Raw genomic sequence first — 21,015 nt, forward strand, 5'->3', positions numbered from 1 at the left:
TGTGGAATTGAAAAAAGATTCAGAAACATTTGAAAACGTATCGAGCGATCCATTCAATTTATTGGTAAATATTTCACCCGAGAAGCCTAATCTGTATTCATTGGCTTGAATATCAGCGTTAAAAGAGTCTGCACCAAAATTAACAGACATATTGATCGTTCCGCCGCTAATCGGTGCTGATGAGATATAGGTTCCATCGGCATTAACAGTTTGTACTTCACCGATAACATTGCCTGAATAGGTCATACTGACTGAATCATAACGAAAACCGTTAATGATACTAGAGGGGGTTTGAACTCCTGCTACCCAAAATCCGTGAACAATACGATCTGCAGAATCTATCATAGGATCTGGGTTTATTGCCCACTCTCCCCATGACAAATAGTCATTTTGTTCGGGTTCAGATGTAGTCCAAAGATGTGCAGGTGATATGAGCGGTGTCTCTACGCCTGACATTTCTATAGAAGCGAGTTTGACATCAAATGTATCGACAGTATTGTAGCTGTTAATTGAACCAAGATGAATGATTTTATATACCGACGGTAGATCGATAGTTCCCGTTACACTCTGAGATGATGGGATAGAGGTAAGAGTAAGTGTTCCACCCCCGGAACCAACACTTCCCACACCCTGCGGTCGATCTAAAAAGGTTGTAAATCCGGTAAAAATTTTCGGAGTCATGTCAGTTGGATTACTCAGATTCTCTGTTGTAAGGGTGTATCCCACCTCTGTTATGAGATTTTGAATGTTTAAACTTTCGCCTTGTGGTTCAGATGAAGTTTGTGCTACGAATTCAACAACTGAATCAAGGTCAATTTTAGTAGTCTCTTCATTGGTATGAACCGTTGTGGCACTTAAACCATTCTGCAAAAGGGTGTTGACTTCAGCAGGGGTAAATTCTTTTACTTCGCTTATGCTCCCCGATGGAGATATCGTTATATAAGAACCGGCAGGAATAAGAATCATTCCTGCACCATCACTGGATTGTATGGTAATAGCACCTTGCATACAAAAAAACTGACTTTCCCCGGTAGGAGAGGTTTGGATAATAAAATCGGTACCCCGAATCCCGATGGTAGCAGTTTTTGTTTTGACGGCAAATCGATCGGGGGCTATTTTACCGATTTTACCGCTCATGGCACGGATGGTACCGTTGACCATATTGAATTTAGCCGTCGATTCGGTAGTGGCATCAAAGAGGTATTCTTCAATCGAAAACTTACTTTTTTTACCAACGGTGATAATGGTGTTATCGTTAAAGGTCAGCTGTACTTTGGCATCGTTGGTTGTGATAATGCTGTCTTTGGCTTCTAATGAGGAACCGAGGGTGACGGGTATTGTACTGCTGCCGCGTTCGAGAGTAGCTTTTCCGCTTAAAGCGGTGATTTTGCCGACTGAGGCTTCCAAAAGAGAGAACCCAAGGGTAACAAAGAGAAGTAATCTGATAAACATATTCATTGTGTCTCCTAAAATCGTGCGGATAAGCTCATGGAGAGCGTGTATTTATCGAAACTGTACACGGAAAGGGTCGAATGAGTACGGTTATAATTTCCCATGATTTCTAATGAGATGGCATTGGACAAACGCTGAATCAGATTGAGAGACCCATATGAGGTTTTATCGGTTCGATACGACTGGAAAAGCGTACTGTAATCATCATACGAGCGTTTTTTAAAATTAACATTTGCTTGTAGAATAGTAGTCGGAACGAACTGGTTGGTATAGAGGATATTGGTACTGATTTCATTGTAATTGACATCGATTCTATCCCCATTGTTTCTGATTTGACGTGAAGCTACAAGATCGCCTCGCAATGAGCTCGATGGTGATAGGTAATATTCTAAAGCACCATTAGCTTCTGCACTTCGGCTATCTAACGCGCTATCTGTTGATTGAATATAGTTTTTACGACCAAGTTTAAGAGCAACCGTTTGTCGTAGTGATGGCATATAGCTGTACATCCATTTAGGCTGGAGGGAGTAGGCAGTATAGTAATTTTCTCCGCTTAGCTTCAATCTATCAATCCCACCAATTAACTCGTATGAAGATTTTTGGTCGTTGTAAACCAATGCCGGATTATAGGAGAGTGCTACGATGTTGTAATCGTGCTCATCGAAATAGCTTCGGTTATAAATACTGGCCTGATTGCGCACCATGGCTCCACCTTGAGCACCGAAGTCGTAGAGGTGAGTAAAATTAAGGCTCTCTTCATGCGCCAAGTCACTTCGAGGGTCTGAAGATGTGAATGTCCCAAATCCAGGAAGGGTATAGGTATCATTTGCAGAGCCGTAATTGACATTGGAGTCGTATAGAAATCCTGCTTTGGCTGAGATAAAGAAAAAGCTGCGCTCTTCTTTTTTAGCGATAGCACCCAAGTAATATTCAATATTTAAACGAACGTTTTCAGGAAGAGCCGGATTCTGTAAAATATTTCTAAATCCCTCTTCGGATTCGGAGTATAAACCTACATGATATTGGGTACGGGCAAGTTCCAAAGAATTTCTAACATTATTCGGATCAAGCATTGATATCCGTTCAAACGCGGCAAGTGCCATTGTAAACTCACCTACTTCAAAGGCAGATTTTCCTAAATAATAGTTGAGTTCAGGATTATCCAACGCATTGAGATAGAGAGAGGATAAAATGGTGTATGAATCACTGAAGGATTTGGAAGCGTATAGTTTTTTGGCTTCTAGGTAAGAGTCTTGTTCGCTTTGCGTTAGAGCATGGGCTTGTAATGAAAAGAGTAAGGCACTGATACAGGCAATAGATCGAAATCGGTTCATGCTATTCCTTTGGTTATAAATTAGTAAAATCGAGTGTTACCTCATCAATATTTTCTACTTTTAGAGATTCTTTGGCATAACGGAGATAAAGACCACTTTCATAAAAGAATCGAACAATATCGGTGTCAATATCGCCATCTTTTGCCATAAAATAGAGAATTTTCATCACTTCTGAAAGTTTTTTGGCTTTTTTATAAGGTCTATCTGAAGCTGAAAGGGCTTCAAAGATATCAGCAATAGCCAAAATACGTGCTTCAAAACTCAGTTCATCCCCTTTAAGTCCCAGTGGATACCCCTTGCCATTTATTTTTTCATGATGGCCTGATGCAATTTCAGCAATACGTGCAAGTTTACGTGGAAACGGGAGCTGATTGAGCATTCGATGGCTGACGGCTGCATGATTGTTAATGATGTGACGTTGTTTTTCTGTGAGTGTCCCTTTTTGAACACAAAGATTTTCAATTTCATCCGCATTTAAAAGAGATTGCTCGATATCATTTAAAATAATCGTCCGTTCTCCGATTTGCCGAACTTTATCAATTTTTTCATTGCTGATAAACTCAGCACCCTCATTGATCTCGCATAGAAATGCTAATTCACTATCCAATGTATTGAGAAGCGCTTGATAATCTAATTCAACCCGATTTAGTTCAGATGCATTATCTGTACTACACTTTTTGCTTATATATTCGATATGAGCATCACGCTTTAGAATTTCATATTTAAGTTTAACGTTCTCTATGCGATCATATATGGTTTCAAGTTTCGTTGATTTATCGATGACATATTCTGGAATCGTTATTTTTCCTATATCATGCATTAGGGCTGAAAACTTTAGCTCTTTGATTTGATCTTCGTTGTAGGAGACAAGAGGAAAATATTCTTTATCTTCAGAGATAGCACGTGCAAGACTCATGGATAGATCGACCATTTTATCGATGTGACCGGCCGTATAAGGAGATTTTTCTTCAATTGCAACGTTGATGGTATTTAAAAATGATTCGAGTAAAAGTTCCAAATCGTTGATAAGTTTTTGTTTGGTTAGGGCAACGGCGGCTTGCGAACCCAATGAGACAACAATCTCTTCATCATTGTGATCAAAAGCGATGATAGAGCCATCCCCCTCTTTTTTATTGATGAGCTGAAGAACCGCGATCAGATTGTCTTCATGATCTTTTAGAGGTAATACCAGCATCGATTCAGAACGATACCCCGTATTTTTATCGAAAGCAATGGTACCGCTAAAATCGTAACTGGTCGATTTGTGTACATCTGGGATGTTAACAATGATCTGATCCAGTGCACAAACTACGGCAACCATGTGATTGTTTTTATTTCCCTCTGCATCATAAAGATTAAGCGGGCTCCATTCGATCTCCCCTGATGTTCCCCCCATCTTGATACCCATGGAATCGTTTTGAATTACTTTGAATTCCAGCTGTTTCTTCTGAGAATTGTAAAGATAGAGGGTCCCCCCATCTGCATGGGTTAGAAGCTTCGTTTGACTGATAATCATTTCTAACAGTGTATCGATATTTTTTTCCGAGGATAGGGCGGCTCCAATAGCGATAATTTGAGAGATTACGGAATGACCCCCTTGTTGGAAAAAATTTGGCTTTTTCTCTGAAGGATCATAGGGGAGACATTCAAAACTCTCTAAAACATGACCGCCTCGCTCTAAAATTCCCAATGAGGTGAGTTCTTCTATGATGCTGTTTTCGAGTAACGGTTTCATGTGTATCGGAAAAATACGAAAATCTTGGCGTGTGCACTTCAGTAATTCTTCGGAAAGGATTTGTGGGGTTAAATGCTTACTGTCATTTGCTAACTGCTGATATCGTGATGGAAATGAAACATCGACTATAAGGGAATGAATATGAGGATTCTCATCTATTATCTCCCATATCTTGTTACATTTATAGGTGTCCGATGTGAACAAAACTCCATTGGCATTATGCTCAATCATATATCCGCAGCTTCCATCGGTATGGTTGGTTTTAAAAGGGGTAAGGGTAACTCCATCTATTTGGTAGGGTTCATCTGGACTAATTTCAATAAATTGGATCGTTTTATCATTATGATTTAGGAGATTTATTTGTTCAAAATCAGGCCAAATACGGTGATTAAAAATAAATTGGCGTAAATCATCGAGAGTATTTTTAAGACCGTAAATTTTAAGAGGTTTAGTTTGTCTGATAACAAAAAGATCAGCTACAAAAGGGATATCTATGATATGATCTAGATGAGAATGGGTGATAAAAATATGTTCAATATCGTAAATATGTATACCCATTCCTTGAATCAAATTTCCGGCATCAATGACACTATGTTTTGAAACTCGTAAGCAGGTTGTTCCATGAGAGGTAGATTTGGTACCGCTGATTCCTAAAAATTCAATATATTCCACAATAATCCTTACTTTTAGTTAGTAATAGTATGTAATCAGAATTTTGAATAAATCATAATTGATAAATTATATCGACTATGGTGTGAAGAGGATATTAAAATATATTCTAATCATGAAGAAATCACTCTATGCTACAATCACATCATTAAAACTCTCCTTTAGGACTATCCATGCGCGCTATCGATTTCTCTCTTCTGCCCCACACACCGTGTTATATTTGCGAAGAGGCTCTTTTAGAAAAAAACCTTCAACTGATGGAACGAGTACAGAGAGAATCGGGGGCCAAAATCATCCTCGCACTCAAAGGGTTTGCGATGTGGTCGACTTTTCCGATGGTGAGTCAATACCTCCATGGATGTACGGCGAGCGGATTGCATGAGGCGAAACTTGCTCGTGAGAAGATGAACAAAGAGGTTCATACCTACTCTCCGGCGTTCAAAGACGAAGATATAGACGAGATTGCCCGTATCAGCGATGATATCGTATTTAACTCTCCTTCGCAGTTTGACCGCTATTATGATCGAGTTAAATCAATCAATCCGAATATCTCCGTATCACTCCGTGTCAATCCCGAATATTCCTCTAGCCCTGTCGATCTCTATAACCCGTGCGGTCTTTACAGCCGTTTGGGGACGACGCTAGCTAATTTCGATGAGAGCATTGTGAGCAAACTCGACGGGCTGAACTTTCACGCCCTTTGCGAACAAAACGTCGATGCGTTGGAGGGGGTACTTGAAGCGTTTGAATCAAAGTTCGGCTCTTACATTGATGGACTAAAATACGTTAATTTCGGAGGAGGGCACCATATCACCCGTGTTGACTACGATGTGGAACGTTTGATTGAGGTTATCAAAGGATTTAAAGCGCGACATAACGATATTACCGTCTATCTCGAACCCGGTGAAGCGATTGGATGGCAGACAGGACCGCTGGTCGCATCGGTACTTGATATTGTTCACAACGGTATGGATATCGCGATTCTTGATACCTCTGCTGAAGCACATATGCCAGATACTCTTGCAATGCCGTACCGTGCAATGATTCGAGGCTCAGGAGAGGTGGGAGAGAAGACCTATACTTACCGTTTCGGTGGCAATACCTGTTTGGCGGGGGATATTATGGGTGATTACTCATTCGATGAACCGCTCAAAGTAGGGGATAAGATTATATTCGAAGATCAGATCCATTACACGTTTGTGAAAAATACGACGTTCAACGGGATCAAGCTCCCATCCCTCGCAATTTGGACAAAAGAGGGTGAACTCAAAATCGTCCATGAATTCGGCTATGAGGATTATCGTAACCGCCTCTCTTAAGAGGTATTAGCGTTTTGTAAGGACGGTAGCGAGTGCTTCCGAAACCATTTCGTAGTTTTCTAAGATCGTAGCCATTTGCTCCATATAACTTTGTAATGTTTTTTTTTCGTTATCAAGTTTTCGTTGACGGCGGGTAAGTTCGCTGATTTTATTAGCAATTTTATTTTTAATAACTTCAATCTGCGTGGTAATCTTTTTTTTCATATCAAAAAGTTCTATTTGATGATAATTAAGTCTATTTACTTGTGATTTTAACGAAAGTTCCTCTTCGGGTGTCTCTCCCGTTTTGAGTTTAACCCTCTCTATTGCTGCTTCATTTTCACTAATAGTCTCTTGTAAATCGGCTAATGAATCGGTAGTTGCATCCTTAGACTTTTTTTCTTCAACCAACTCATTTTGACATTGGATTAGCTCTTTTTCAGAAATTTTTATCGTCTCTTTCTGCGTAAGTATTTTTTGTTTAACTTGTTTATACTGCATCATAATCGAGAGGATAGCGCTGAAATTCCATTTTTGTTGCTTTGTATCTACAATAGCGTATTTTTTAATTTTGTTTCCATTGGTGTCGATAATGACTTCATCCGAAAAATATTTGATGAACATTTCTGCATTTTTGTCACGATTTTCGATAAATTGCAAAAGATTTTTCGCGGTATAGATAAAGATATCGTGAAATAGCTGCCGTAACACGTAACCGGTAAATCCTTCTATTTTTGCTCTATCTTCGATTTGTATTATTTCAAGCAAGAGAATTTCGATCATGGAGCGAAACACGGGGATAAAGGTTCGGGTAAACGTTTGATTATCGATCACCCCAAAATTTAGTTTCTCTTCGAGCACCTCTCCAAGAAAGGGCTCGACATGTTCCCATGCACCTTCTGGAAAATAGGCGTTATACATCGCTTCCATATCTTCTACCGATTCACCGCCAAATCGTTTATCTACTCCGTCAGGAAATTTTTGAGGGGGAGTGTAGTGGCGTATTGTTATACGACCACGGATAAAAAAAAGAATATCTTTAACATCCAGATCGAATATTAGTTCCGTCTGCCGTCGTATTGTTTGACGTGCATTATCAAGATTATTCTCTACAGTAAGAAAGTTCTCAAATATCGGTCTTCGTGTTTTTTCTGGGATTGAGACCAAATACGGGAGAGGGGAAAAATCGGATTTTCGCTCATATATATCGATTAATATGGAGTTGTTTTTATGAAGCATTCGATCATATTCTTCTGATTTCTTAGGGTCGATATACTTCTTTTTGAGGGCAAAGGAGGCAAAAGTAACCTGCAATTCAATCTCTTGATAACTTTTCGAAAAATGTTTGATTATCGCTTTGCGAATAGCACTTTTTTTGTCATCAAAGAGAGTTTCATTGGTGTTGACCATGAGGCATGAAAGGAGAGATTTATAGTGTTCGGTTGAAAAATCGAGGGCATAAAGATGTCTTGGAATGATTTCATCCAGGAGGGAAACAATGTCTGAAATTATTCGGGGGTTCATTACGATTCTTTTTTAGAATCAATAAATTTCAAAGCCGCTGAGAGGGCATTTTTATAGCTTAGAATAGATGCTTTGTTTTGGTACGCGATATCAAAGGCTGTTCCATGATCGACAGAGGTTCGGATGATCGGCAGTCCCAAAGAGACATTGATTCCCTCCTCAAAATAGAGTGCTTTGAGGGGAGCTAATCCTTGATCGTGATACATGGCGGCTATCATCGAGTAACGCTCACGAAAGTAGGGAGTAAAAGCGATATCGGGGACGATAGGTCCTATGAAAACCTCTTTTCCGAGATGATGATTGGCACTCTCTATGGCAGATTCGATAAATCGCTCTTCGTCACCCAGTACTCCATGATCTCCAGCGTGGGGATTAAGCCCCAGTACGGCGATGGGTTTATGCGAAGTTGTGGCGTAGAGTTGGAGTAAAAATGAGGTTAATTTATCACTCTGGATATGAGAGGCTACTTCGCGAAGCGGGATATGTTCGGTGTAGAGGGGGACATAGAGTTTCTCGCATCCGAGCATCATAATCGCATCACTTTGAAAAATATCGCGCAATGCGTCCGTATGTCCCACATAATGAATACCGGCCATCATCCATGCCTCTTTATGGATCGGGAGGGTAACAATACCATCAACATGATGGTTCTTGGCAAGCTCTACGGCGGCGATAAAAGAATCATAGCTGTATTGACCGCTTTGCGCGGATACTTTCCCCGCTTCAATGGTAAATTCACCCGAAACGTTGAATATTTGAAAATCATTAGGTATTTGTCTATGCAATAAGTTCGCCGCTTGATGTGCCATCGTGTAGTTAATGCAATAGAGTGGAGCGCAGAGGTGTTTGATCACATTATGGGCTTTTAGGATGATTTCAAATCCTACACCATTGAGGTCTCCAACGCTGATCGCGAGGCGTTTTAGCGCTGGCATAATGTTTTCATATCCGATACCGCACTTGCTAATCCGGTAAATACGGAGCGGGCAATAATACTTTGACCGATGTTGAGTTCTTCGATGGTATCGATCATCACGATAGAGGCAACATTTTGATAATTCAGACCGTGACCTGCGGCAACTTTGAGTCCGAGCGAACGGGCATAATTTGCCGCATCCACGATAGTGCCATAAGCGTTTTCTAAACGCTCTGTTAATTCGTTTCGGCTAAGTTTTAACTCTTCAATAGCGTGATGGGAATGGGGAAGGGCGCTGTGGCGCATGGCATAGAGGTTCGCGTAGCTTCCGGTATGAAGCTCCACCCACTCTGCACCTAGTCGTTCACTTGCCTCGATTGCCTCAAGTGTCGGATCGACAAAGAGGGAAACTTCGATTTCGTGTTGGTGCAATTTTTTAATAGCAGTTGATATTAAATCATACTTTCCTAAAACGTCCAACCCACCCTCTGTGGTCACTTCTTCCCGTTTCTCGGGGACTAAAGTAGCACGGTGGGGACGTAAAGCACACACGATATCAATGATACTAGGCTCAATAGCACACTCCAGATTGACGGGGAGAGGAGACGACGCAATAATACGATGAGCATCCTCATCGTGGATATGGCGGCGATCTTCTCTCAAGTGAATCGTGATCTGATCGGCACCACTTTGGGCACAGATACTAAGAGCCATGAGGGGATCGGGATCGTTGATTTTACGGGCTTCACGTAGGACGGCGATATGGTCAATATTGACCCCAAGGGTCATTATAGGATTGGCGACGTGCATAAAAATCCTTTTAATTTATGTTAGATTTTCTTATAGTGAACATATAGAATTTATCAACGAATTATATCCTACAATCTATACTAAAAGAACTCATTAAAAGGGTATTGTTTAGCTTCCAGTGTTCTTTTAATTATTGCTTTTTATATATCATTATGCTACATTATTTTATATTTTAATTCTGTCAAGGAAAGCAAATGAACCGTAAGTTTTTTTGGTTTTTATATACATTGCAGGTTATCGTTGCTTATAGTAGTTTGAATGCTCCTACAGATGCTCCGACAGAAGGGCTGATAAAGTTTTTGATAGTATATATCGTGGCTTGGTATCTATTTAAAATCCCATTTATTTCTGCGTTTATAGTAAATAAATTTACCATTGGTCTTACCATTATGTTTTATATGTTTATTGCAATTACGATGATAGCTGCAAAAGATGCGGGAATAAGTTGGGGTGATACGATAGGGCTATTATCTCTTTTCTTCTTGATACCTTTGATCGTTTTTTTCTTAGGATATTTAAGATTGAAAGAGATAGGTGTAGATATTTTACAAAAGTCGAATTAACGACTTTATTTTTCGCGTTTTGAATAAAACTCTTTTTTGAATTCAACAAATTTCCCAGCTAAGATCGCTTCACGTGCTTGACGTACCAACCAGAGGTAATAATGGAGGTTATGAAGCGATGCGAGACGAAAATAGGTCAACTCTTTAGAACGAAACAAATGGTTTAGATAGGCACGGCTGTAACGACGGCAGGTGTAGCACTGACACGCAGGATCGATAGGTTCAGAGTCGTATTTATAGCGTGCCCCTTTGATATTGACTTTCCCAAATGTCGTAAAGAGGGTTCCGTTACGGGCATTGCGGGTTGGCATAACGCAGTCGAACATATCGACTCCCCGCTCGATGTTCTCGACCAAATCCTCAGGCGTTCCAACCCCCATCAGATAGCGGGGCTTGTCGCTCGGCATGAGCGGTGTCGTGTGCTCTACGGTATCGTACATGAGGTTATTGGCTTCTCCGACAGAGAGCCCCCCGATAGCAAATCCGTCATAATCCATTGCGCACAGCTCTTCAGCCGATTGGGTACGGAACTTAAAGTCTGTCCCCCCTTGGATGATTGCAAAGATGTTTTGGTTGAGACCGATCCCTTTAGTCTGATTGTTGCGGTGGTAGTCGATCGATTGCTGCGCCCACTGGGTAGTTCGCTGAATCGAGGTTTTAATCCGCTCCTGTGTAGCGGGGAGGGCGACGAGATCATCGAGGATCATCATGATATCACTGTTCAGATTGTTTTGGATGTCGATCACTTTTTCAGGGGTAAAAAAGTGTTTGCTTCCGTCGATGTGTGAGCGAAATTCGATCCCCGATTCGGTCGGTTTGGAGATATCACTGAGGCTGAATGCTTGAAACCCGCCGCTGTCGGTTAATAAGCTCTTCGGATAGGTGGTAAATCCGTGTAATCCTCCGAGCTTTGCGATGGTCTCATCCCCGGGACGCAAATAGGTATGGTAGGTATTGGCTAAAATAATTTGAGTATCTAAAAGATCGGTCATATCGGCCATATCAAGCCCTTTGACCGAACCTACCGTCCCCACCGGCATAAATATAGGGGTTTGTATCGTCGAATGTGCCGTGGTGATGGTACACGCTCGTGCTTTGCCGCAGGTGGCATCGACCTTAAATTCCATTCAAAACCTTGTTTTTTCGTAATTTTACCGTACATTGGGTTTATAGGCAACTCCAAAGCATTTACGCTCTATAATATCGAAAATATTTAAGCAGGAAATTTTATGAGCATTGAACACTCTCAAGCAGCCTTTGAAAAAGCCCAAAATCTTATCCCAGGCGGTGTAAACTCCCCAGTACGTGCCTTTAAAAGCGTCGGCGGGATTCCCCGTTTTATCGCACGCGGAGAGGGTGGATACTTGGTCGATATCGATGAGAACCGTTACGTCGATTATGTCCAGAGCTGGGGACCGTTGATTTTCGGACATCGTGATGAGTCGATTGAAAATGCGGTGATCGAAGCGGTCAAACACGGTCTCAGTTTTGGTGCGCCGACCGAAGCGGAGTCAGAGCTTGCTGAACTGATTATTTCTATCTATGACTCAATAGAGAAAATCCGTTTTGTCAGTAGCGGAACCGAAGCGGTGATGAGTGCAATCCGCCTCGCTCGCGGATTTACGAGTCGTGATGATATCGTCAAATTCACGGGATGCTACCACGGTCACAGCGATGCGTTGCTCGTTCAAGCGGGTTCAGGTGCCGTGACATTCGGAACACCTAGCTCTCCTGGGGTACCTGCGGATTTCACCAAACACACCTTGCTTGCTGAATACAACAATATCGAGAGCGTCAAAAAATGTTTCCAAGATAGTCCAGGAATCGCCTGTGTCATCATCGAGCCGATTGCCGGAAATATGGGGCTAGTTCCCGCGACCAAAGATTTTCTCGCGGAGCTAAGAGCGGTGTGTGACGAGTACGGCGCACTCCTCATTTTCGACGAAGTTATGAGTGGTTTCCGTGCTTGTTTGCATGGAGCAGAGAGTATTACGGGAACCAAGCCCGATTTGGTAACGCTGGGTAAAGTGATCGGCGGCGGTATGCCTGTCGGTGCGTTCGGTGGACGTCGCGAGATTATGGCACATCTATCTCCTGAGGGTGGTGTGTATCAGGCGGGAACCTTGAGCGGAAATCCTGTGGCGATGGCGGCGGGTCTTGCATCTATTAACAAGCTTAAAACCAATGCAAGAGTATTCGGTGTTCTTGAAGAGCGAGCGAAGCGTTTGATGAGCGGTTTTGCGGATGCGGCTAAAAAGCACAATATCGGATTGCAAACGGATGTTCGCGGCTCGATGTTTGGATTTTTCTTTTGCGATACAGCGGTCAGCAATTTCGCCGAAGCACTTAAAAGTGACACGGCTCGTTTTGCCAAATTCCATGCTGCAATGTTGGATGCAGGGTTTTATTTTGCGTGTTCACAGTTTGAGACTGGATTTATTTGTACGGCTACGACCGATACGATGATCGAAGAGACGATTGCGGCGGCGAACAAAATATTTGGAGAACTGTAGTGGAAGAAAATCAAGAAGAACAAAAACCACGTTTAAAACCGATCATTGAAGGGGCGGAAACCCTATCACTGGGTATTTCGATGGTGGTTGCAATCCTGATCGGGGTTGGGATAGGATTGGGACTTAAAAAACTCACTGGTATCTCATGGCTTCTTTGGATCGGTGTCGCCATCGGTATCGCCGCCGCAATTTTAAACGTCTATAAAGCCTACAGTAAGCAATACAAAGAGTTTGAAAAGTTAGCAAAAGATCCCCGCTACAACATGGGAAAACAAGTCGATGACGATGACGACGAGGACTAATGTATGATTAGTTTTTTAGTCGCAATGCTCTCTTCGATGCTGATTATCGGAGGGTCTCTCTATTCGTATCGAAACATGATTCAAAGCCGCATCGAAAACAGCGAAATTGACGATTTCAAAGATGCGATTGATGAGATGGATGATCCGTATGATCTGTACGAAGAAGAGCGTGAAGCGGAAATTACCGACATCAAAGCGATGATAAAAGAGGAAAAAGCGCGTCAAAAGAGTAATATTATCAAAAATACAACCCAAAATGCTTCGGCGATGGTTTCGCTCTACCGATTACTCCCGTATGCTTTTTTGATCTTAGGATTTATTGCCCTCAAAAATAGCCATGCCTTATCCATACTCCCTTATTTGGTCGGGTTAGCGGTAGGAATGCCTATCGGGTATCTGCTTGCTAAAAAATTATTTATTTCACAATCATCGGAACATTAATCGTAACTTTTTGATCTTTTAAATCGACGAAGAGGTTATTCTCTTCGGCTAAGTGGGTGATTTCAGAGAGATATCTGCGATTGATTGTTTCGGCTGACACTTCGATCGAGAAGATGGAATATTTCTCACCTTCAAATTTGATATGCTCTCCTACTCGGAAAAAGAGGCGGGTAACGATTTTTTCATTCCCTGCCATAGAGGTATAGATTTTATTGAGTAATTTGATAAACCACTCCGTTTGCAACCGTATTTCAGGGATAGTCGGATCGAGCTCTTTGGTGTATTTGGTTTGAGATCCGATAGAGTTGGAACTGATACACAGATCGATGAGGGTGTAAACGTTGACTAACTGACCGTTTGGTTTTTGAGCAGTGAACTGAAACGAGGGGAGCTGATAGAGGCGGATTCCGATTTGTTCTTCATCCTCATATCCGACTGTAATACCGAAAAATTTGAACCGTCCGAATTCGAGTTCTAAAAAAGTGGTTTTAAAACCGAAGGATGAACTAGCATAGGTAGTGGCTATTTTATAGATAGCCGAAGCTTCGATGGCACCGAGGAGATATTGTGCCTCGGTGTTGAGTGATACGATCTTTCCGCTAGAGTTAAAAAGGATAAACGGATTAAAATCGTACTCAATCCACTGCTGATCAAACGTCATCAGTCCTCGATATAGTTTTTGAGTTTGCGACCCACTTTAGGGTGCTTGAGTTTTTTGATCGCACTGCTCTCGATTTGACGAACACGCTCACGGGTAACATTGAGCTCTTTTCCGATCTCTTCGAGAGTACGGTCACTTTCGTCATCCATGATACCAAAACGCATTTTGATAACCGCTTTTTCACGTTCATTGAGCTGCTCAAGAACCCCTTCGATTTGCACTTTGAGGTCATCTTTCAAAACGGCATCACTTGGAGAGATGGACATTTTATCTTCGATGAAATCACCGAAACGCCCGTCCTCTTCATTCCCGATAGGGGCTTCGAGAGAGATAGGCTCTTTCGTGATTTTGATGACGTTTTTAACTTTCTCAACCGACAAGCCCACTTCTTCCGCGATGGTTTCGACATCCGGCTCTTTTCCGTGCTCTTGGAGATGTTTACGCATAATTTTATTAATACGGTTGATCGTCTCGATCATATGGATCGGAATACGGATCGTACGTGCTTGGTCTGCGATAGCGCGGCTGATCGCCTGACGAATCCACCATGTCGCGTAGGTCGAAAATTTATACCCTTTTTGGTATTCGAATTTATCGACCGCTTTCATCAACCCGATATTTCCCTCTTGGATCAAATCGAGGAATGGTAGACCACGGTTGGTATAACGTTTCGCGATGGAGACAACGAGACGGAGGTTCGATTTTGCCATACGAGTTTTAGAAACTTCGGAAATATTTTTACCCCGTTTGATCTGTTCCAAAATGTCGGCAAGTTTATCGGGTTCCATGTTGAACCCACCTTTGGAAGCCTCTTTGGTTTGGATCAGTTTTTTGATCTCCATATAGGTGCTTACCATCGTTGCTTCAGGAACTTTGGTTGAAATCTCTTCTTTGGTCAAATCGCAAATTTTGTTCAAAATCAACGTGTGATTCTTTTTAAGCTGATCGTTGAAAAGAGGGAGCTTATACTCAAGACGTTTCAACTCGCGATCAAATCCCTCATCACTGCGCAATGCGGTTTCCATAGAACGGACAAGCTCATTGATAAGTTTAGAGGTTGGCCCGAGATCCAACAATGCCTCTTTCAACATTTTTTTCTTGAAGCTGACATTGAGGAAGAAGAGGACGTAATCGGCATCCATCTCTTCAATCGAGCACTCTTCCAACATTTTTTCAGTTGCTTTGACCCACTCTTTTTTCGCTTTTTCAAGCGCTTTAAAAGAGGTTACGACTTTTTCTACCCGTTTTTTATCTTTTAGCGAAGGGGCTTTTTCATTTGTCTCTTCTTCATCAGCATCGTCATCGCTGTCATCTTCGGATTCTTCTTCTTCGGATTCTTCAAAACTTTTGAAAAGTTCTTTTACGCGACGTTCGCGGTTAATAAGCGGATCTTTATAGTCAAGGATAAAATCGATTAGGTAAGGAACAGAGCAGATTGCATCGATGATGATTCCCTCACCCATCTCCATACGTTTAGAGATTTCAACCTCTTCTTCTTTGGTTAGAAGGGGGATTTGTCCCATTTCACGTAAATACATACGTACGGGAGAATCCGAGCGTGACCACTCAAGGAGCTCATGTTGTTTGAGAATATCAAACTCATCTCCGCTCGCCTCTTCAATAAACTTCAGCTGTGCAGCACGTTTTGCCGCCGCTTCTTGTTGATTAAGCATCTTGGCGTGTTCGGAAGAGGTAAAGAGGCAGATTTTATGTTTTTGTGCCAATTTAAGGATGTTTTTTGCTTGTGCAAGGGTAGGTTGCTTGTCAAAAGGATCAACGATTGTTTCATAAGTGAGACAATTCTTGGATTTATGTTCGGTAAATAGGGTTTCGAGATGTTTATTTAGATCTTTGACGCTCATACGAGGAGGACTCCCTTAACGGTTTAAAAAGAGGTGGATTATACCGAAATATTTCTTAAATAGTTTTTTTTGAATTCTATGGATGACTGCTTTATATTTTGGAACACTTGTTGCTCACTAAACCTCAATACTCCACAAGGATGATAAATGCAGACCGGATATTATGCGGCAACAGGGGGAATGGTAGCGCAGTTTAATCGTATGGACACGATTGCGTCGAACCTAGCCAATGCCAATACTGCTGGATACAAGCGAGATCAATTAATTACGGGTGATTTTGCACGTTTGTATAAAACGGCACAAAGTGAACTTCCGATTGCGAACAATACCGAAGATGCAGCGCAGTATTTTAATCGTTCGATGAGTCGAGTTCCTCAAATTACCGATGCCTATACCGATCATAGTTTAGGTTCATTGCAACGAACCGATAATACATTTGATTTAGCTCTAGCCAAAGAGGGACAGTTTTTTGCAGTTAAAACACCTCAAGGAACACGTTTGAGTCGTGATGGTACTTTCACCATGAATGACGAAGGAAAATTAGTTAATAAACAAGGACATGAGGTTCTTGCATCGGATAAAACATCGATTGTCTTTAATCCTCAAGACAGTGTCATTACCATCGATAAAAACGGTCAGGTTTCTACCAATGTCCCTGGATCAACTCAAATGGTAGCGAATAAAAAGCTTTTAGTCGTAGAACCGCAAAATATTCGTATGCTTACAAAAGAGGGTGAAAATCTTTATGTTCCTGACGCTGCCGATCCTTTGATCGCTAAGGCAGATAGTGGAAGTGTAATGCAAGGATTTGTGGAAAAAAGTAATGTAAATGCGGTGAATGAGATGATTGCCCTCGTCGAAGCTAACCGTTTGGTGGGGATGTATCAAAAAGCGATGGACTCACAAATGAATGATCTAAACCGTGATGCGATTGAAAAACTCGCAGTTACACGTCGATAAGTTAAGGAGATAACACAATGATGCAATCACTCTACACCAGCTCTACCGGGATGCTGGCAATGCAAACTCAAATTGATACGACCGCAAATAATATTGCCAACGTTAACACCATGGGATACAAAAAATCCCGTGCCGAATTTGCCGACTTGATGTATAAAGTTATGACCTATGCCGGAACCTCTACCAGTGATACAACCAAATCACCGACAGGTATTGAAGTGGGTCTAGGGGTTCGTCCTACCGCGATAAATAAAATTTTTACCGAGGGAAGTTTAAAACAGACGGATAATACGCTTGACCTTGCGATCACCGGAAGAGGATTTTTTAAACTTCAGCTTCCAAATGGTACGGAAGTTTATACACGTAACGGCTCGTTCAAAGTTGATCAAAACGGAACATTGGTCAACTCAGACGGATATACAGTTATCCCCGAAGTGGTAGTTCCTGAAGATGCAACCAATATTAGTATCGGAACAGACGGTATCGTCAGTGTTACCCAAGCAGGTCAAGCCCAAGCGACGCAAGTAGGACAAATTTCCTTAACTAGTTTTATCAATCCTGCCGGTTTACATGCGACGGGAGATAATCTTTTCGTCGAAACGGACAGTTCGGGTCAGCCAGTTGAGGGGACTCCAGGAGATAACGGTCTTGGAAATATCCGTCAAGGATTTGTGGAACTTTCCAACGTTCAATTGGTTGTTGAGCTTACGGATCTGATTACAGGGCAACGTGCGTACGATGCTAACTCTAAAGTCATTACCACCAGTGATGAAATGTTGGCAACAACCAACGGATTGAAACGTTAATATTAATCACTATTAAATCCCTTTTTCGGGGTTTTAAAACTCTTTCAACTCTTATAGGCTATAATCCACACTAATTTTACGTAACTATTAGGATTTTTCGATGCAGAAAATTGAAGGTAAAGTTTGGAATTTCGGTAAAGACATTGATACCGACCTTATTATCGCCGCCCGTTATCTCAACACTTCAGACCCCAAAGAGCTTGCTAAGCACGTTATGGAAGATGCTGATCCGACGTTTGTGAGCAAAATGACTCCGGGCGACATCATTGTTGCCGATGAAAATTTTGGATGCGGTTCGTCTCGTGAACACGCCCCTATCGCACTTAAAGCAGCGGGTGTTGCCGCTGTTATCGCACCGACGTTTGCCCGTATTTTTTACCGCAACGCGTTTAATATGGGATTGCCGATTTTCGAACTTCCTGAGAGTTTGGAGATCAAAGAGGGTGAATCGGTCAGTGTTGATATGGATGCGGGAACTATCACCAACACGACAAACGGAAAAGTATATAACTTTATCCCGATACCACCGTTTATGCAGGAGTTGATCGCCGCAGGCGGTTTGATGAATTATGCAGAAACTGAAATAGCAGCACGGGAGAAATAATTGATGAAAAGTTATAAAATAGCCCTCATTAAAGGGGACGGAATCGGTCCTGAGATCGTGGATGAAGCGGTTAAAGTTTTAGACGCGGTAGCGGCGTGCGAAAATTTAGAGTTTAATTACCAAGAAGCCCTTATGGGTGGATGTGCTTACGATGCTGTGGGTGATCCTCTGCCACAAGAGACGATTGATATTTCACTCTCAAGTGATGCTGTATTGTTCGGTGCTATCGGTGGCGTTAAATGGGACACCCTACCGAGAGAAAAACGTCCTGAGAGCGGATTGCTCCGATTCCGTAAAGAGCTTGGGGTATTTGCTAACCTACGCCCTGCGAATGTTTATGACGAACTCGTTAATGCTAGCTCATTGAAACCGGAAATCGTCAAAGGGGTCGATTTGATGGTTGTCCGTGAGTTGATCGGCGGAATCTATTTCGGTGAACCGAAAGGGAGAGATGAGAATCGCGGATGGAACACGATGGTCTATACCCGTGATGAAGTGATCCGTATCGCTCACGTTGCGTTTAAAATCGCGATGGATCGCTCAAAACGGGTATGTTCGGTCGATAAAGCTAATGTTTTGGACGTAAGTCAGTTGTGGCGCGAAGTGGTTGAAGAAGTGGCAAAGGAATATCCTGAAGTCGAGCTCAGCCACATGTATGTCGATAATGCGGCTATGCAGTTAATCCGTGATCCACGCCAATTTGACGTTATCCTCACAGGTAATATTTTCGGTGATATTCTCAGTGATGAGGCAAGTATGCTCTCCGGTTCTATCGGGTTGCTCCCCTCTGCTTCAGTTGGTGCCGCAATCGGTGTCTATGAGCCGATTCACGGCTCTGCTCCTGACATTGCAGGGCAAGGGATCGCTAATCCGATTGCTACCATTGCGAGTGCATCAATGATGCTTCGTTTTGCTCTAAATGAACATAGAGCGGCGGATCGTATCGACTACGGTATTAAACAAGCACTTGCTGAGGGGTATCGTACGAAAGATATCGCGGGATTTGGTGCTAAAGAAGTTTGTTCTACCAGCGAGATGGGTTCCATCATCGCTAATTTTGCCGCCAAATGCAAACTTTAACCCTCGCCAATATCTACGAGCTTCAAGGGCTCAAAGAAGATGCTCTTGAAATTTACAAAGAAATTTTAAAAAAAGAGCCGACGAATGCCGATGCAAAAATCGCTATTCGCCGACTCTCGGGGATGCGTAAAAAATTTTTAGGTGTCAATAACGAAATGAAAACTTTTTTCATCGATATGGAAGAAGAGGCTGAGTTTATTCAATTTGAAAGGTGGTTAATGAAAGCATGGAATTAAAAGATGTCATATTATCTACGTTAGCCGAAATTGAAGAGTTATCCATTACCCAAGATTTAGCGGAAAATACAAAAGTACTAAGAGAAGAGAAGCCGCTTCTAAAAGAAGAGAGAGTGATTATAGCTCCACCGATAGTTGAAGCCGTTCAAAAAATCATAGAGACAGTTCACGTTGTTCGTGACGATGAAGCACGAATGTTAGAGGGGATTCGGGAACGTTTATTGGTTCTATTCGAAGGATTCCAGTCCCCAAATAACAAACAAATCGAAGCTAAAGTAGACCTAACACTTAACTTTTTTGAATATCTTCTTGCCACGATTGATAATCGATTAGAAACTATAAAAGAATCGTAAACCGTTTTTAGATGAGGATGGATAAATGACTGAACACTACCGTGTATTGATCGATTGTAATGATGAAAAAGGGTTGGTATACAAAGTATCAAGTATCTTTTTTTACCGTAATCTCAATATTATTTCAAATAACGAATTCGTTGATAAAGCACACAATAAATTTTTTATGCGCAGTGTTGTCGCCGGTGAAATTGCCCCTGAAGCACTCCTAAGCGAATTGCGTGCGGTTTTGCCGAGTAACGCCCATCTTGAAGTGATTGCGCCGCGTAAAAAACGGGTAGTATTGATGGCGACCAAAGAATCTCATGCATTAGGCGATATATTGATCCGTTATGAAGCGGGTGAACTTGATTGTCATATTGTCGGTGTTGTTTCCAATTACGATTTACTTGAACCGTTGGTCTCAAAATTCAATATCCCATTTTATACGGTTTCGCACGAGGGGTGTGATCGTGATGAGCATGAACGTCGTGTATTGGAACAGCTCGGCACGCTCGGCGAGATCGATTACATCGTATTGGCAAAATACATGCGGATATTGACTCCCCGCTTCGTCGAAGCGTATGAGGATAAAATCATTAACATTCACCACTCGTTTCTTCCCGCATTTATCGGAGCCAATCCGTATAAACAAGCGTATGAGCGCGGTGTAAAAATTATCGGTGCGACGGCTCATTTTGTTAATAACAATTTAGATGAAGGTCCGATTATCGCTCAAGACGTTATCCATGTCAACCACGCGCACGGTTGGGAAGAGATGCAGCGACAAGGGCGTGATGTTGAGAAAATCGTCCTATCAAAAGCCCTTAAGCTGGCATTGGAAGATCGTATATTTGTCCACACTAACAAAACGATTATTTTCTAAATGTTTAACATCGTTTTAGTCCATCCGCAGA

Annotated in this window: 21 protein-coding genes; 12 read left to right on the top strand and 9 right to left on the bottom strand. The window is 42.0% G+C overall.

Annotated elements, in window-relative coordinates; genetic code table 11:
- The 3 genes from JZU62_RS10195 to JZU62_RS10205 form a co-directional block, all read right to left on the bottom strand.
- The coding region (locus tag JZU62_RS10195) for a FecR family protein (RefSeq protein WP_295014457.1) at window positions 1–1,452 on the bottom strand (1,452 nt) is incomplete at its 3' end.
- Window positions 1,453–1,466: 14 nt separating this feature from the next.
- Window positions 1,467–2,786, bottom strand: a complete 1,320-nt coding sequence (locus tag JZU62_RS10200; protein WP_295014459.1) for a surface lipoprotein assembly modifier — start codon at window positions 2,784–2,786, stop codon at window positions 1,467–1,469.
- Window positions 2,787–2,799: 13 nt separating this feature from the next.
- On the bottom strand, window positions 2,800–5,193 hold the full coding sequence (locus tag JZU62_RS10205; protein ID WP_295014461.1) for an HD domain-containing phosphohydrolase: 2,394 nt from the start codon (window positions 5,191–5,193) through the stop codon (window positions 2,800–2,802).
- A 170-nt stretch (window positions 5,194–5,363) separates the two neighbouring features.
- Between JZU62_RS10205 and nspC the strand changes: the two genes are divergently transcribed.
- Window positions 5,364–6,509, top strand: a complete 1,146-nt coding sequence (gene nspC, locus JZU62_RS10210) for a carboxynorspermidine decarboxylase (RefSeq protein WP_295014463.1) — start codon at window positions 5,364–5,366, stop codon at window positions 6,507–6,509.
- Between the two features lie 6 nt (window positions 6,510–6,515).
- Here the strand turns inward: nspC and JZU62_RS10215 are convergent, their stop codons facing one another.
- The 3 genes from JZU62_RS10215 to JZU62_RS10225 are packed head-to-tail and all read right to left on the bottom strand — an operon-like array spanning window position 6,516 to window position 9,717.
- Window positions 6,516–8,012 carry a hypothetical protein gene (locus JZU62_RS10215; RefSeq protein ID WP_295014465.1) on the bottom strand — a complete coding sequence of 499 codons (1,497 nt, stop codon included), beginning with the start codon at window positions 8,010–8,012 and terminating at the stop codon, window positions 6,516–6,518.
- Entirely contained in the window at window positions 8,012–8,947 is a 936-nt protein-coding gene (pdxA, locus tag JZU62_RS10220) for a 4-hydroxythreonine-4-phosphate dehydrogenase (protein ID WP_295014466.1), read from the bottom strand. The genes JZU62_RS10215 and pdxA overlap by 1 nt, the downstream gene beginning before the upstream one ends.
- A complete protein-coding gene (locus JZU62_RS10225; RefSeq protein WP_295014496.1) occupies window positions 8,935–9,717 on the bottom strand; it encodes a pyridoxine 5'-phosphate synthase in 783 nt (260 codons plus the stop codon). The genes pdxA and JZU62_RS10225 overlap by 13 nt, the downstream gene beginning before the upstream one ends.
- Window positions 9,718–9,932: 215 nt before the next feature.
- On the opposite strand from JZU62_RS10225, the gene JZU62_RS10230 reads away from it, so the two are divergent.
- On the top strand, window positions 9,933–10,301 hold the full coding sequence (locus JZU62_RS10230) for a hypothetical protein (protein ID WP_295014468.1): 369 nt from the start codon (window positions 9,933–9,935) through the stop codon (window positions 10,299–10,301).
- A 5-nt stretch (window positions 10,302–10,306) separates the two neighbouring features.
- Here JZU62_RS10230 and tgt read toward each other — a convergent pair whose 3' ends face one another.
- The gene (tgt, locus tag JZU62_RS10235) at window positions 10,307–11,428 is read right to left on the bottom strand and encodes a tRNA guanosine(34) transglycosylase Tgt (RefSeq protein WP_295014470.1); all 1,122 of its coding nucleotides are present in this window, start codon (window positions 11,426–11,428) and stop codon (window positions 10,307–10,309) included.
- A gap of 102 nt (window positions 11,429–11,530) precedes the next feature.
- On the opposite strand from tgt, the gene hemL reads away from it, so the two are divergent.
- From hemL to JZU62_RS10250, 3 genes are read left to right on the top strand one after another with little or no spacing between them, the layout of a single operon-like run.
- Complete coding sequence (hemL, locus tag JZU62_RS10240) at window positions 11,531–12,814, top strand: glutamate-1-semialdehyde 2,1-aminomutase (RefSeq protein WP_295014472.1); 1,284 nt, start codon at window positions 11,531–11,533, stop codon at window positions 12,812–12,814.
- Window positions 12,814–13,116, top strand: a complete 303-nt coding sequence (locus tag JZU62_RS10245; protein ID WP_295014474.1) for an AtpZ/AtpI family protein — start codon at window positions 12,814–12,816, stop codon at window positions 13,114–13,116. Before hemL ends, JZU62_RS10245 begins: the two co-directional genes overlap by 1 nt.
- A 3-nt stretch (window positions 13,117–13,119) precedes the next feature.
- The gene (locus tag JZU62_RS10250; protein WP_295014476.1) at window positions 13,120–13,557 is read left to right on the top strand and encodes a hypothetical protein; all 438 of its coding nucleotides are present in this window, start codon (window positions 13,120–13,122) and stop codon (window positions 13,555–13,557) included.
- Here the strand turns inward: JZU62_RS10250 and JZU62_RS10255 are convergent.
- A complete protein-coding gene (locus tag JZU62_RS10255; protein WP_295014478.1) occupies window positions 13,532–14,218 on the bottom strand; it encodes a hypothetical protein in 687 nt (228 codons plus the stop codon). The two genes, JZU62_RS10250 and JZU62_RS10255, sit on opposite strands and share 26 nt — an antisense overlap.
- Window positions 14,218–16,080, bottom strand: coding sequence for an RNA polymerase sigma factor RpoD (gene rpoD, locus JZU62_RS10260; protein ID WP_295014480.1), 1,863 nt, complete (start codon window positions 16,078–16,080; stop codon window positions 14,218–14,220). The genes JZU62_RS10255 and rpoD overlap by 1 nt, the downstream gene beginning before the upstream one ends.
- 147 nt (window positions 16,081–16,227) lie before the next feature.
- Between rpoD and JZU62_RS10265 the strand changes: the two genes are divergently transcribed.
- The 7 genes from JZU62_RS10265 (at window position 16,228) to purU (ending at window position 20,984) form a co-directional block, all read left to right on the top strand.
- Window positions 16,228–17,040, top strand: coding sequence for a flagellar hook-basal body protein (locus tag JZU62_RS10265; protein WP_295014482.1), 813 nt, complete (start codon window positions 16,228–16,230; stop codon window positions 17,038–17,040).
- Window positions 17,041–17,057: 17 nt separating this feature from the next.
- On the top strand, window positions 17,058–17,846 hold the full coding sequence (gene flgG / locus JZU62_RS10270; protein ID WP_295014484.1) for a flagellar basal-body rod protein FlgG: 789 nt from the start codon (window positions 17,058–17,060) through the stop codon (window positions 17,844–17,846).
- A gap of 100 nt (window positions 17,847–17,946) precedes the next feature.
- Entirely contained in the window at window positions 17,947–18,450 is a 504-nt protein-coding gene (locus tag JZU62_RS10275; protein ID WP_295014486.1) for a 3-isopropylmalate dehydratase small subunit, read from the top strand.
- 3 nt (window positions 18,451–18,453) lie between these two features.
- Window positions 18,454–19,530 (top strand): 3-isopropylmalate dehydrogenase, encoded by a 1,077-nt coding sequence (gene leuB, locus JZU62_RS10280; protein WP_295014488.1) that lies wholly within the window; start codon window positions 18,454–18,456, stop codon window positions 19,528–19,530.
- Window positions 19,518–19,766 carry a tetratricopeptide repeat protein gene (locus JZU62_RS10285; RefSeq protein ID WP_295014490.1) on the top strand — a complete coding sequence of 83 codons (249 nt, stop codon included), beginning with the start codon at window positions 19,518–19,520 and terminating at the stop codon, window positions 19,764–19,766. Before leuB ends, JZU62_RS10285 begins: the two co-directional genes overlap by 13 nt.
- Window positions 19,757–20,119, top strand: a complete 363-nt coding sequence (locus JZU62_RS10290) for a hypothetical protein (RefSeq protein WP_295014492.1) — start codon at window positions 19,757–19,759, stop codon at window positions 20,117–20,119. The genes JZU62_RS10285 and JZU62_RS10290 overlap by 10 nt, the downstream gene beginning before the upstream one ends.
- A gap of 25 nt (window positions 20,120–20,144) precedes the next feature.
- Complete coding sequence (gene purU / locus JZU62_RS10295; RefSeq protein WP_295014494.1) at window positions 20,145–20,984, top strand: formyltetrahydrofolate deformylase; 840 nt, start codon at window positions 20,145–20,147, stop codon at window positions 20,982–20,984.
- The last annotated feature ends 31 nt before the right edge of the window (window positions 20,985–21,015 follow it).

The organism is Sulfuricurvum sp., from assembly GCF_019163035.1.
GTDB lineage: Bacteria > Campylobacterota > Campylobacteria > Campylobacterales > Sulfurimonadaceae > Sulfuricurvum.